Origin of the sequence: Nocardia gipuzkoensis (assembly GCF_021183645.1) — a bacterium.
In the GTDB taxonomy this organism is placed as follows: Bacteria; Actinomycetota; Actinomycetes; order Mycobacteriales; family Mycobacteriaceae; genus Nocardia; species Nocardia abscessus.
On sequence record NZ_CP089225.1, the window covers coordinates 5,079,764 to 5,093,091 of the forward strand.

The window sequence follows — 13,328 nt, forward strand, 5'->3', positions numbered from 1 at the left end:
TGATCGGTACACGTTGCGGCGGCGGCAGCCGCCCCGGCCGGAGCCGGAATCCGACTGAGGCCGTGGCGGATTCGGTGCCCCCCTCGCCAGGCGAAGGGGGCACCGGTCATCGGTCAGGCGGGCCGGGTCACCGCACGGCCGCCGCCGCGGCGACCATGTTGCGCAGCGAGGCCTCCACCTCGACGCGTCCCCTGGTCTTCAGCCCGCAGTCCGGATTCACCCAGAGCCGTTCGGCCGGAACGGCTTTCAGCGCCGCGCGCAGCGACGCGGTGATCTCCTCGACACCGGGAACCCGAGGCGAGTGGATGTCGTAGACGCCCGGCCCGACGCCGAGGTCGAAACCCGCCGCGTTCAGATCGTCGAGCACCTCCATCCGGGAGCGTGCCGCCTCGATCGAGGTGACGTCGGCGTCGAGCCCGGCGATCGCATCGATCACCTCACCGAACTCCGAGTAGCACAGGTGCGTGTGGATCTGCGTCGCATCCGACACCCCGGAGGTCGCGAGCCGGAACGACCGCACCGACCACTCCAGGTACTCGGACTGATCGGCCGTGCGCAACGGAAGCAGTTCCCGCAGGGCGGGCTCGTCGACCTGGATGATCCGGATGCCCGCCGACTCCAAGTCGACGGTCTCGTCCCGGATCGCCAGCGCCACCTGGCGAGCGGACTCGCCCAACGGCTGGTCGTCGCGCACGAACGACCACGCCAGAATGGTCACCGGGCCGGTCAGCATGCCTTTCACCGGCTTGTCGGTGAGCGACTGCGCGTAGCCGATCCACTCCACGGTCATCGGCTCCCGCCGCGCCACGTCGCCGAACAGGATCGGCGGCCGCACGCAGCGCGTGCCGTAGGACTGCACCCAGCCGTGCTCGGTCGCCGCGAACCCGTCGAGCTGCTCGGCGAAGTACTGCACCATGTCGTTGCGCTCCGGCTCGCCGTGCACCAGCACGTCCAGGCCCAGTTCCTCCTGGAGCGCGATGACGTCCGCGATCTCGGCGCGCATCCGGCGCACGTACTCCGCCTGATCGATCTCGCCCTTGCGCAGCGCCGCTCGCGCCAGCCGGATGCTCGCGGTCTGTGGATAGGAACCGATCGTCGTGGTCGGCAGCGCGGGCAACCGCAACCGGTCCCGTTGCAGTTCCCGGCGCTGCTCGGCGGGGGCGCGGCGAACGGCGTCCGGCTCGAGCTCGGCCAGCCTGGCCCGCACCCGCGCGTCGTTCAGCCGCGGGTCCGACCGCCGCGACGCCAGTGCCGCGCGCGCCGCGGCCAAGTCCGCCTCGATGGCCTCCGTGCCCTCGCTCAGCCCGGTCGCGAGCAGGCGGACCTCGGCCGCCTTCTCCGCGCCGAACGCCAGCCAGGACCGCAGCCGCTCGTCCAATCGCGTCTCCGCGGCCAGGGTGTAGGGCACGTGCAGCAGCGAGCAGGAGCTCGAAACCGCCACGTGCGCAGCGGATCCCAGCAACGTGCCGAGGGTGGTCAGGGCACGGTCGAGATCGGTGCGCCACACATTGCGACCGTCCACCACTCCCGCGACGACCAGCTTGCCCGCCAGCGCGGGCAAGGCCGCCACCGCGGCGACATCGGCCCCCGAGGTGAAGTCGAGGGCGACTCCCTCCACGCCGGTGCTCGCCAGGGCGGCGAGTGCGGCACCCGGCTGGCCGAAGTAGGTCGCGACGAGGATCGCCGGACGATCGGCGGCGTCGGCGAGCTCGTCGTAGGTGACCTGCGCGAGGCCGATCTCCTCCGCCGTGAGGTCGGTGACCAGCACGGGCTCGTCGATCTGCACCCACTCCGCCCCGGCGGCGGCCAGCCTGCGCAGCAGCTCCCGATACAGCGGCAGCAACTCGATCAGCCGGGCGAGCGGCGAGCCGCCGCCGGACTTCGCCAGCTTCAGGAAGGTGATCGGGCCGATCACCACCGGCCGCGCGGGCACACCCAGTTCGAGCGCTTCCCGCAATTCCTCCAGCAGCTTCTCCGGGTGCAGGGAGAAGGCGGTGTCCGGGCCGATTTCCGGGACCAGGTAGTGGTAGTTGGTGTCGAACCACTTGGTCATCTCCAAGGGCTCGACCGTGTCGGTGCCGCGCGCGGCGGCGAAATACCGTTCCAGCGGGTCCGCGATCCCGGCGACCCGAGGCGGCAGCGCGCCGAGCAGGACGGCGGTGTCGAGCATCTGGTCGTAGTAGGAAAACGTGCCGACCGGGATCGAGTCCAGACCCGCGGCCCGCGATTCGGTGAGCTGGGCGTGCCGCAGGTCGCGCGCCACGGCGTGCAACTGGCCGGCGTCGATCTTGCCTGCCCAGTAGGATTCGGTGGCCCGCTTGAGCTCGCGCCTGGGCCCCACTCGTGGTAGCCCGAGAACCGTTGCGGTGAACGGCTTTTGCTGTGCAACAGTCACGATGTTTCTCCATTGCTGAGGATGACGAGCCATCGCCGTACGGGCAGCGGAGAACCTTGTGACATGCCGGGATATTCCCGGCCGAGGAGCCCGACACGTCAGCTGGTGATCCGCACGCCCAATCCACGAGGCGGTGGCCGCCGGGTACGGCGTACCCGGCACGGCTGGCAGGTCTTCGGACTCGCGGGCACCGGCCCCGGGGGACCGGCATGAGCCGGGGTGGTCCCCATGGCCGACCTACTGGCCGTCGCTTCCCAAGTCGCGGAGCCTTCCGGCTCGGTTGACCCAGTGCCTGGTGACGGCGGTCGTTCCTGCATACCGCTGCGGGACAGTCCCGGATTCTCACCGGGTTCCCTCTCGCCCGCCGTGACGTCTCCGCACGGGCGGGCTCGGCTCCGTCGCACGACGTCGGGGCTCCATCTCGTCGTGCCGCGGTGAACCAGCTGCCCGTTCAGCATAGGACGCGCGGTGGCGCCAGGGCGACCGGCCCGGCTTCCGGACAGCACACCGGTTGCTGCCGCGTCGCCCATGTATCGGCGCGGTGAACGCAACTTCGCAACGGTGCTAGTCGGCGTTGTGAAGAGGTTTGCGAAGGGGGATTCCGTGTCGGTGCGGTTCACACGGCCGGGTACCTTAGGTCAATGTTCTCGAAAGTCTTGGTTGCCAACCGTGGCGAGATCGCCATCCGAGCCTTCCGCGCGGCGTACGAACTCGGCATCGGGACGGTCGCCGTGTTTCCCTACGAGGACCGCAATTCGGTTCATCGGTTGAAGGCGGCGGAGTCGTATCAGATCGGCGAAGCCGGCCATCCGGTGCGGGCCTACCTGTCGATCGAGGCGATCATCGAGGCGGCCAAGTCGGCGGGAGCGGACGCGATCTACCCGGGGTACGGGTTCTTGTCGGAGAACCCGGATCTGGCGGCGGCGTGCGCCCGCGAGGGCATCACCTTCATCGGCCCGTCGGCCGAAGTGCTCGAACTGGCGGGTAACAAGGCGCGCGCCATCGAGGCGGCCAAGGCGGCCGGGCTGCCGGTGCTGCGGTCGAGCGCGCCGTCGGCGGACGTGGACGAGCTGCTGGCCGCGTCGCAGCAGCTGGAATACCCGATCTTCGTCAAGGCGGTCGCGGGCGGCGGCGGGCGCGGTATGCGCCGGGTCGCGGCGCCCGAGCAGCTGCGCGAGTCGATCGAGGCGGCGTCGCGGGAGGCGGAGTCGGCGTTCGGTGACCCGACGGTGTTCCTGGAGCAGGCGGTGGTGAACCCACGCCACATCGAGGTGCAGATCCTGGCCGATCAGCACGGCAATGTGATGCACCTGTTCGAGCGGGACTGCTCGGTGCAGCGTCGGCATCAGAAGGTGATCGAGCTGGCGCCCGCGCCGAATCTGGATCCCGACCTGCGGGAACGGATCTGCGCCGACGCGGTCGCGTTCGCCAGGCAGATCGGTTACTCGTGCGCGGGCACCGTGGAATTCCTGCTGGACGAGCGCGGCAACCACGTGTTCATCGAGATGAACCCGCGCATCCAGGTGGAACACACGGTGACCGAGGAGATCACCGACGTCGACCTGGTGCAGTCGCAGCTGCGGATCGCCGCGGGGGAGACCCTCGAGCAGTTGGGCCTGAGCCAGGACGCGGTGACCATCCGGGGTGCGGCCCTGCAGTGCCGGATCACCACCGAGGACCCGGCCAACGGATTCCGCCCCGACACCGGGCGCATCACCGCCTACCGCACGCCGGGCGGCGCGGGCATCCGCCTGGACGGCGGCGCGAACCTGGGTGCGGAGATCGGCGCCTATTTCGACTCGATGCTGGTCAAGCTCACCTGCCGCGGTCGCGACTTCGGTGCGGCGGTGGCGCGGGCGAGCCGGGCGCTGGCGGAGTTCCGCATCCGCGGCGTGGCCACGAACATCCCGTTCCTGCTCGCCGTGCTGGACGACCCCGACTTCAAGGCAGGCCGGGTGACCACCTCGTTCATCGATGAGCGCCCGCAGCTGCTGACCCTGCGCCGGTCCGCCGACCGCGGCACCAAGATCCTCGACTACCTGGCGGACGTCACGGTGAACAAGCCGCACGGTGATCGGCCGACCACGGTGTACCCGCACGACAAGCTGCCGGCCATCGATCTGAGCGTGCCGCCGCCGGACGGCTCCCGCCAGCGGCTGCTGCGGCTGGGACCGGAAGGTTTCGCGCGGGCTCTGCGTGAGCAGAAGGCGGTCGGCGTCACCGACACCACGTTCCGTGACGCCCACCAGTCACTGCTGGCCACCCGGGTGCGCACCAACGGCCTGCTCGGGGTGGCGGGGCATGTCGCGCGGTTGACGCCGGAGCTGCTGTCGATCGAAGCGTGGGGCGGAGCGACCTACGACGTGGGGTTGCGGTTCCTGTACGAGGACCCGTGGGAGCGGTTGGCGGCGTTGCGGGAAGTTGTCCCGAACATCTGTTTGCAGATGCTGCTGCGCGGCCGCAACACCGTCGGCTACACCCCGTATCCGGAGGCGGTGACCCGCGCGTTCGTCTCCGAGGCGACCGCCACCGGCATCGACATCTTCCGGATCTTCGACGCGCTCAACAACGTCGATCAGATGCGCCCGGCCATCGACGCGGTCCGCGAGACCGGCACCGCGATCGCCGAAGTCGCGATCAGCTACACCGGCGATCTGTCCAACCCGGACGAGTCGCTCTACACCCTGGACTACTACCTGAAGCTGGCCGAGCAGATCGTCGACGCGGGCGCGCACGTGCTGGCGATCAAGGACATGGCCGGACTGTTGCGCGCCCCGGCCGCGACCACGCTGGTCACCGCGTTGCGCAGCAATTTCGATCTGCCGGTGCACGTGCACACGCACGACACCCCGGGCGGGCAGCTGGCCACCTACCTGGCCGCGTGGCAGGCCGGTGCGGACGCGGTCGACGGCGCGAGCGCCGCGATGGCCGGTACCACCAGCCAGCCCGCGCTCTCGGCGATCGTCGCGGCCGCGGCGCACAGCGAGTACGACACCGGGTTGAACCTGCAGAACGTGTGCGACCTGGAGCCGTACTGGGAAGCGCTGCGGAAGGTGTACGCGCCGTTCGAGTCCGGGCTGCCCGCGCCGACCGGTCGCGTCTACACCCACGAGATTCCCGGCGGGCAGTTGTCGAACCTGCGCCAGCAGGCGATCGCGCTCGGGTTGGGCGACCGGTTCGAAGAGGTCGAGGCGAAGTACGCCGCCGCCGACCGGCTGCTGGGCCGCCTGGTGAAGGTCACGCCGTCCTCGAAGGTCGTCGGTGATCTGGCGTTGGCGCTGGTCGGTACCGGCGTCGACGTCGAGGACTTCGCCGCCGACCCGGGCCGCTACGACATCCCGGACTCGGTGATCGGGTTCCTGCGCGGTGAACTGGGCACCCCCGCCGGTGGCTGGCCCGAACCGTTCCGCAGCAAGGCACTGGCCGGACGCGGTGCGGCCAAACCCGAGACACCGTTGACACCCGCGGACGAGAAGGGGCTGGCCGGTAGCTCCGAGGAGCGCCGGGCGACGCTGAACCGGCTGCTGTTCCCCGGCCCGACCGCCGAATTCCTCGCCCACCGCGAGAAGTACGGCGACACCTCCGGCTTGTCGGCCAACCAGTTCTTCTACGGCCTGCGCCGCGGCGAGGAACACCGAGTTCAGCTGGAGAAGGGCGTCACCCTGCTCATCGGCTTGGAGGCGATCTCCGAACCCGACGAGCGCGGCATGCGCACGGTGATGTGCATCCTCAACGGCCAGTTGCGGCCGGTCTCGGTCCGCGACCGGTCCATCGCCAGCGAGATTCCGGCCGCCGAGAAAGCCGACAAGGCCAACCCCGGCCACATCGCCGCGCCGTTCGCCGGTGTCGTCACTCTCGCGGTGTCCGAAGGTGATTCGGTCGCGGCGGGCGACACCATCGGCACCATCGAAGCCATGAAGATGGAAGCCGCGATCACCGCGCCCCGCGCGGGCACCGTCGGTCGCGTCGCCATCGGCGCCGTGCAGCAGGTCGAAGGCGGCGACCTGCTCATCGAGCTGGCGGTGCGGGAGTCGTCCGCGGGATGACGCGGATCGTCGCCGGAACGGCGGGCGGGCGGCGCCTTCGGGTGCCGCCCTCGGGCACCCGGCCGACGTCCGACCGGGTACGGGAGGCGCTGTTCAGCGCGTTGGACGCTCGGCTGGACTTCACGGGCGCTCGCGTCTTGGACCTCTACGCGGGTTCCGGCGCGCTCGGGCTGGAGGCGCTCTCGCGTGGCGCCGAGCACGCCCTGCTCGTCGAGTCCGACCGCAAGGCGGCGGCGGTGGTGCGCGGCAATATCGCCGACCTCGGGCTGCCCGGCGCGGAATTACGGATCGCGACGGTGGCCGGCGTGCTGCGGCTGGGCGGGGCGGGTCGCTTCGACGTGGTCTTCTCCGACCCGCCCTACGCGGTGGACAACGCCGCCGTGCTGGCCGACCTGCGCGCGCTGACCGAGCACGGGTGGCTGCGTCCCGGTGCGGTGATCGTGCTGGAGCGCTCGGCGCGCTCACCCGAGATCGCTTGGCCCGCAGGTTACGTCCCCGCCAAGGCGCGCCGGTACGGCGAAACACGCATCGATCTCGCGGAGTTCGAGCCGGACGGATAGGCGCGGGTCGGCCCCTGGTGCCGGGCCGCCGGTGCCCTGCTAGCGTCGGCTCATGGCAGGAGCACTGTGCCCCGGATCGTTCGACCCGGTGACCTACGGTCACCTCGACGTCTTCACCCGGGCGGCGGCCCAGTTCGACGAGGTCGTCATCACCGTCATGATCAATCCGAAGAAGCAGGGCATGTTCACCGTCGAGGAGCGCATCGAGATGCTGCGCGAGTCGACCGCCCACCTGGGCAATGTCCGGGTGGACTCGTGGCAGGGCCTCACCGTGGACTTCGCGCGGGAGCAGGGCATCACCGCGATCGTGAAGGGCCTGCGCGATGCCGGCGACTTCGGCTACGAACTGCAGATGGCGCAGATGAACAAGAAGCTCTCCGGCGTGGACACCTTCTTCATCGCCACCAACCCGTCCTTCAGCTACCTGTCCAGCTCCCTGGTCAAGGAGGTCGCCGCATACGGCGGCGACGTCAGTGACATGCTGCCCCCCTCGGTGCACAAGCGCCTCCTGAACCGCCTGGCCGAGCGCAACAGCTGACCGACCGGTCCGTACGGCCTGAAGAGCAGGAGAGGCGGCTCAGAACACCAGGCCGCGCAGGGCCAGGAAGCGCATGCCACCGACCGCGGCGGTGATCGCCAGGATCGCGGCGGCCTGGGCGGTGTCCCCGAGTCCGGGCGCCCACAGGCCGAGCGCGGCCAGCCCCGCGGTGGTGATGCCGAGCCCGACCAGCGCGAGCCCGCCGCCTTCCCACTGTGCGGTGAACCAGCCGACCCGTTCCGCGGCGTGGAAGGTGAGCTGGCGGTGCAGCTCGTTGGCGATGACGGTGCTCACGACGGAGCCGACGACATTGGCGATCAGCGGCCCGACGCCGTGCATGGCGAAGAACAGCAGGACATAGGCGATATTGCTGGAGCCGCCGACCAGCGCGAAACGGATCAGCTGCGCGAAGGCGCGATCGCCGCGCAGATACCGGGTGAGCTGTCCGATCCTGGCCGCGCCGACTGCCTTCGGCAGTACCGGGTATGGGCTCACCCACGGCACAAAGAAGCTGGTGGCGCTCACTCCCGCCGGTCGCGGTAGTTCCAGAACAGTCATCGTCTTTCCGATCGAACGAGGCCTTGTTGGTCGACCTTCCAAAAGAATCTAACACGAAGCGGAGAGGGAGTCTCCACTTGATTTCTGTGGCGTGCAAGACACCCGCACGACACACCGGAAAGTGACTCGGCACGAGCGGTGACGAGGGGCACACTGGGCTTCGGCGGAGAGTTTCGCCGTGAGTCCGCAGGAGGGTAGTGAGCATGTATCGCGTATTCGAAGCGCTCGACGAACTGGTCGCCATTGTCGAAGAGGCCCGCGGCATCCCGCCGACCCGCAGCTGCATCGTGCCGCGTGGCGACGTGCTCGAACTACTCGACGACGTGAGAGACGCGCTGCCCGGCGAACTCGACGACGCGCAAGACGTGCTCGACCACCGGGACAAGATCGTCTCCGACGCCAGGAACGCCGCCGAGACCGCAGTGACAGGCGCGAACGAACAGGCCGAGCGCACCATCGGCTCGGCGCGCGAGGAAGCCGATCGCATCCTGGCCGATGCCAAGGCGCACGCCGACCGGATGGTCGCCGAGGCGAGCGCGCACGCCGATCACCTGGTCGCCCGCGCGCAGGAGGAGGCCGATCGCGTGGTGGCCGACGGCAACGCCGAATACGAGGCGGTGACCGGCCGGGCGCGGGTGGAGTCGGAGCGGATGATCGAGGCGGGCAAGGCGGCCTACGACCGCTCCGTCGCCGACGGCCTCGCCGAGCAGGAGCGGCTGGTCACCCAGACCGAAGTGGTGCGCGCCGCGCATGCCGAATCGGCCAGGGTGATCGATGCCGCGCACGCCGAATCGGATCGGCTGCGCGAGGAATGCGATCACTATGTCGACTCCAGGCTCGCCGATTTCGAGGAGACGCTGGCCAGCACGCTGCGCACGGTCGGGCGGGGGCGTCATCAGCTCCGCAGCGGAGCGGGCGCACCCGACTACGCCTCCGAATTCCGCAGGTAGCGGCGTCGAAGGCGGTCGGCCGGGTTTGGGTGCGCACCGCATGATCGCTTATTGTTGAGTGGTTGCCCATATCCCCTCGATCGTGAGTGAGTTCGTGATGTCCGCCGGTTCCGGTTCCACGTCGCGTCCCCAGTCGGCCAAGCGCCGGTCGCCGGACGCGGGTTTCGTGCTGGACGTCCGCAGCCTCGGCCGCAGGCCGGGGACGATGCGCGAGCTGCGCCGCACCGTGACCACCGAGGAGCGGATCGGCCTGGATCTGATCGCCGTTCCCGTGGGCGCGCAGGTGGAGCTCGACCTGCAATTGCAGGCGGTGTCGGAGGGCGTGCTGGTCACCGGAACGGTGTCCGCGCCGATCGAGGGGGAGTGCTCGCGCTGCCTGGAGCCGTTCACCGGTGAGGTCGCGCTGCGGGTGACCGAGCTGTTCGCCTACCCGGACAGCACGACCGAGCAGACCACCGAGGACGACGAGGTCTACCGCCTGGTCGACGACCTCATCGACCTGGAGCCCGTGGTGATCGACGCGGTCGGCCTCGAGCTGCCGCTGCAGCCGCTGTGCACGCCGGATTGCGCGGGACTGTGCCCGGAATGCGGCATACGGATGGCGATTGCGGAATCCGGCCACCGGCATGAGATACTTGACCCTCGCTGGGCCGGACTGGCTGAATTCGCCTCCGGATCGCCCGGCGCAGGCAGCCCCGACGAGGGTGCGGCCGACCGAGACCACTGAGCAAGACCGATCAGCCGAACCGGCAGAGCAATTAGGACAGAGGAGAAGTAGTCGTGGCCGTTCCCAAGCGCCGGATGTCCCGTTCCAACACCAGGTCGCGGCGCAGCCAGTGGAAGGCTGTCGCGCCGGCCCTGATCACCTGCCCGAACCGCGCCTGCGGCGAGAAGACCCTGCCGCACATCGCCTGCCCCTCCTGCGGCACCTACAAGGGCCGCCAGGTCACCGCCGCGGTCTGACCGTTCGACCTGTCGTAGCGACGTGACCGACGAACCCGACTCGTCCGGTGAACACGCGAGCCTGCTCGCAGCCTTGGGCGTCGACCTGCACCCGGATCTGCTGCGTCTCGCGCTGACCCATCGGTCGTATGCGTACGAGAACGGTGGCCTGCCGACGAACGAGCGTCTCGAGTTCCTCGGCGATTCCGTGCTCGGGCTGAGCATTACCGAGCGGCTGTATCACGAGCATCCCTCGAAGAGCGAGGGCGAGCTGGCCAAGCTGCGCGCGAGCGTGGTGAACATGCGCGCCCTCGCGGAGGTAGCCCGCGGGCTCGGCGAGGGCGGCCTCGGTGTGCACCTGCTGCTCGGCAAAGGTGAGGAACTCACCGGCGGCCGGGACAAGGAGAGCATCCTCGCCGACGGCATGGAGTCCTTGCTCGGCGCCGTGCATCTACAGCACGGCATCGAGGTGGCGCGCTCGGTGGTGCTGCGGCTGTTCGCCGAGCTGCTCGAGCGCGGCCCGCGGATGGGCGCCGGCCTGGACTGGAAGACCAGCCTGCAGGAACTCACCGCCGAGCGTGGTCTCGGCGTGCCCAGTTACGAGATCACCTCGACCGGGCCGGACCACGACAAGGAATTCACCGCCACCACGGTGGTCGGCGGCCGGGCCTACGGGCAGGGCGTCGGCCGGTCCAAGAAGGAAGCCGAGCAGAAGGCCGCGGGGGCCGCCTACGAGGCGCTGACCGCCGAAACCTGACGTGCCCGAACTACCCGAGGTCGAGGTCGTGCGCCGCGGGCTCGCCGAGCACGTGGTGGGCCGGGTCGTCGAATCGGTGGCGATCACCCATCCCCGTTCGGTGCGCCGCCATCTCGAAGGCGCCGCCGATCTCGCCGCGCGGTTGACCGGTCTGACGGTCGAGTCGGCCCAGCGGCGCGGCAAATTCCTCTGGCTGACCTTCGACGACCCGGAAGCCGCCCTGGTCGTGCATCTGGGCATGAGCGGTCAGATGCTGGTCCAGTCCGCCGACGCGCCGGTGGAGAAGCACGCGCACATCCGCGCCACCTTCGGCGACGGCACTCAGCTGCGGTTCGTCGACCAGCGCACCTTCGGCGGCTGGGCGCTCGCGCCGCTGGTCGAGGTGGACGGCACCCTGGTGCCGGAGCCGGTCGCGCACATCGCTCGCGACCCGCTGGATCCGCGTTTCGACGTCGAATCCGTGGTCGCGGTGATCCGGGGCAAGCAGAGCGAGATCAAGCGTGTCCTGCTCGACCAGGGCGTGGTCTCGGGGATCGGCAACATCTACGCCGACGAGGCTTTGTGGCGCGCGCGGATCCACGGTGGCCGGCTCGCGTCCGGGCTGTCCAGACCGGCCGTGCGCGGGTTGCTCGCCGAGGTGAGCGCCGTGATGGGCGAAGCGCTCGCCGCGGGCGGCACGTCCTTCGACGCACTGTATGTGAACGTCAACGGCCAGTCGGGTTACTTCGAACGGGCCCTCGCCGTATACGGTCGGGAGCACGAGCCGTGTCGCCGGTGTGGTGCGCCGATCATCCGGGAGCGGTTCATGAACCGCTCGTCCTACTCCTGCCCGCGCTGCCAGCCGAAGCCTCGCCGTCGCTAGCGCGCGCGAGCTACCGTTTCCTCAGGGCGGTTCGGAATGTCACCCGACCGTGAGGAAGGAAGCATGCGCAAGCTCACCTATTACGTCGCGTCGACCATCGATGGATTCATCGCCACCGAAGAGGGCTCGGTCGATTTCTTCCCCGTCGGCGGCGATCACGGTCCGTCGATCAATGCGCAGTACCCCGAGACGCTGCCCGCCAAGGTGCGCGAGGCGCTCGGCGTGGAGGAGCGCAATCGGTACTTCGACACGGTGCTGATGGGACGCAAGACCCACGACTTCGGCGTCCGCACCGGCACCTCGAGCCCCTACGCGCACCTGCGTCAGTTCGTGGTCTCGACCACGCTGCCCGAAAGCCCCGATCCGGCCGTGGAGCTGATCGCCGAGAACCCGATCGAGAAGGTGAAGGAACTCAAGCGGGAGAACGGTCTGGGCATCTGGCTGTGCGGCGGTGGTGAGCTGGCGCAGGTGCTGCTGCCGGAGATCGACCAGATCTTCCTCAAGCTCTACCCGCTCGTGCTCGGCAGCGGCCGCGCGCTGTTCGGCACCGGGTCGCGGCTGCCGGAGCCCGCCAAGTTCCGGGTGATCACCAGCACGGTGTTCGAAGACGGCGTGGCCTTCGTGAAGTACAGCCGGGTGCGATAGCGCGGTGCCGGACCAGGAGCCGACCGGGATGCCGGACCGCGCCACCCAGCCCGGTCCGGAGGCGGCGCTGCGCGAGATCGGCTTCTGGCTGGAGCGCTCCCGAGCCGAAACCCACCGGGTCAAGGCGTACCGGCGTGCGGCCGACGTCGTCGCGGGTTTGCCCGCCGACGAGCGCGAGGCGCGACGGAAGGCAGGCACCTGGACCGAACTCGCGGGGATCGGGCCCAAGACCGCGGCGATCATCGAGCAGGCTTCCGCGGGCGAGGTGCCGCGGTATCTGACCGAGTTGCGCGCTGCCGCGCAGCCGATCGGGGCGCCGGGCAAGCCGTTGCGGGAGCGGCTGCGCGGTGATCTGCACACCCACTCGAACTGGTCCGACGGCGGCAGCCCGATCGAGGAGATGATGCGGGTCGCGGCCGCGCTGGGGCACGAATACTGTGCCCTCACCGACCATTCGCCGCGCCTGACCGTGGCCAACGGCCTGTCCGCCGACCGGTTGCGCAAGCAGCTGGACGTGGTGGCCGAACTCAACGACCGGATGGCGCCGTTCCGGGTGCTCACCGGTATCGAGGTGGACATCCTCGACGACGGCTCCCTCGACCAGCAGGCGGATCTGCTCGCCCGGCTGGACATCGTCGTGGCCAGCGTGCATTCGCATCTGCGCGACGACAGCGCGACCATGACCAAGCGCATGGTGCGCGCGGTCGCCGATCCCCACGTCGACGTGCTCGGCCACTGCACCGGCCGCCTGGTCGCTGGCGGACGCGGCACCAGGCCGGAGTCGGCATTCGACGCCGAGGTGGTGTTCGAGGCGTGTCGCGTCTACGGCACCGCCGTGGAGATCAACAGCAGACCCGAAAGACTGGATCCCCCTTCCCGATTGCTGCGTCTGGCCGCCGAGATGGGGTGTCACTTCTCGATCGACACCGACGCGCACGCACCGGGACAGCTCGACTGGCAGGGGTACGGGTGTGAGCGCGCCGTCGCGAACGGTGTTGCGGCGCAACGGGTGATCAACACCTGGCCGCTGGCGGATCTGCTGGCCTGGACTCGCGCGGGAGCATGACCGACGGGT

General features: G+C 69.7%; 12 protein-coding genes and 1 riboswitch. Of the genes, 10 read left to right on the forward strand and 2 right to left on the reverse strand.

Going from position 1 to position 13,328, the window contains the following annotated elements; all coding sequences use genetic code 11:
• Window positions 1–127: 127 nt before the first annotated feature.
• Entirely contained in the window at window positions 128–2,428 is a 2,301-nt protein-coding gene (metE, locus tag LTT66_RS23015) for a 5-methyltetrahydropteroyltriglutamate--homocysteine S-methyltransferase (RefSeq protein ID WP_233060604.1), read from the reverse strand.
• 116 nt (window positions 2,429–2,544) lie between these two features.
• A riboswitch (cobalamin riboswitch) is annotated at window positions 2,545–2,775 on the reverse strand.
• A gap of 261 nt (window positions 2,776–3,036) precedes the next feature.
• Here metE and LTT66_RS23020 point away from each other — a divergent pair.
• Genes LTT66_RS23020 through coaD form a run of 3 tightly spaced genes read left to right on the forward strand, consistent with a single transcriptional unit; the run spans window position 3,037 to window position 7,539 of the window.
• Complete coding sequence (locus LTT66_RS23020) at window positions 3,037–6,441, forward strand: pyruvate carboxylase (protein WP_233060605.1); 3,405 nt, start codon at window positions 3,037–3,039, stop codon at window positions 6,439–6,441.
• Window positions 6,438–7,001, forward strand: coding sequence for a 16S rRNA (guanine(966)-N(2))-methyltransferase RsmD (rsmD, locus tag LTT66_RS23025; protein ID WP_233060607.1), 564 nt, complete (start codon window positions 6,438–6,440; stop codon window positions 6,999–7,001). The genes LTT66_RS23020 and rsmD overlap by 4 nt, the downstream gene beginning before the upstream one ends.
• A 52-nt stretch (window positions 7,002–7,053) precedes the next feature.
• A complete protein-coding gene (gene coaD / locus LTT66_RS23030; RefSeq protein WP_043695432.1) occupies window positions 7,054–7,539 on the forward strand; it encodes a pantetheine-phosphate adenylyltransferase in 486 nt (161 codons plus the stop codon).
• Between the two features lie 39 nt (window positions 7,540–7,578).
• Here coaD and LTT66_RS23035 read toward each other — a convergent pair whose 3' ends face one another.
• Window positions 7,579–8,097 (reverse strand): GtrA family protein, encoded by a 519-nt coding sequence (locus LTT66_RS23035; protein WP_233060608.1) that lies wholly within the window; start codon window positions 8,095–8,097, stop codon window positions 7,579–7,581.
• Window positions 8,098–8,300: 203 nt separating this feature from the next.
• On the opposite strand from LTT66_RS23035, the gene LTT66_RS23040 reads away from it, so the two are divergent.
• The 7 genes from LTT66_RS23040 to LTT66_RS23070 all read left to right on the forward strand — a co-directional run bounded on the left by LTT66_RS23040 (window position 8,301) and on the right by LTT66_RS23070 (window position 13,319).
• On the forward strand, window positions 8,301–9,047 hold the full coding sequence (locus tag LTT66_RS23040; protein WP_195096219.1) for a DivIVA domain-containing protein: 747 nt from the start codon (window positions 8,301–8,303) through the stop codon (window positions 9,045–9,047).
• 97 nt (window positions 9,048–9,144) lie between these two features.
• Entirely contained in the window at window positions 9,145–9,774 is a 630-nt protein-coding gene (locus LTT66_RS23045; protein WP_233069357.1) for a YceD family protein, read from the forward strand.
• Between the two features lie 53 nt (window positions 9,775–9,827).
• Window positions 9,828–10,010 (forward strand): 50S ribosomal protein L32, encoded by a 183-nt coding sequence (rpmF, locus tag LTT66_RS23050; protein ID WP_043695426.1) that lies wholly within the window; start codon window positions 9,828–9,830, stop codon window positions 10,008–10,010.
• A 22-nt stretch (window positions 10,011–10,032) separates the two neighbouring features.
• On the forward strand, window positions 10,033–10,746 hold the full coding sequence (gene rnc, locus LTT66_RS23055; protein WP_181718693.1) for a ribonuclease III: 714 nt from the start codon (window positions 10,033–10,035) through the stop codon (window positions 10,744–10,746).
• A 1-nt stretch (window position 10,747) separates the two neighbouring features.
• Entirely contained in the window at window positions 10,748–11,608 is an 861-nt protein-coding gene (gene mutM, locus LTT66_RS23060; protein ID WP_233060610.1) for a bifunctional DNA-formamidopyrimidine glycosylase/DNA-(apurinic or apyrimidinic site) lyase, read from the forward strand.
• Window positions 11,609–11,671: 63 nt separating this feature from the next.
• Window positions 11,672–12,253 (forward strand): dihydrofolate reductase family protein, encoded by a 582-nt coding sequence (locus LTT66_RS23065; RefSeq protein ID WP_043695418.1) that lies wholly within the window; start codon window positions 11,672–11,674, stop codon window positions 12,251–12,253.
• Window positions 12,254–12,281: 28 nt separating this feature from the next.
• Window positions 12,282–13,319 (forward strand): PHP domain-containing protein, encoded by a 1,038-nt coding sequence (locus LTT66_RS23070; protein WP_233069358.1) that lies wholly within the window; start codon window positions 12,282–12,284, stop codon window positions 13,317–13,319.
• Window positions 13,320–13,328 lie beyond the last annotated feature (9 nt).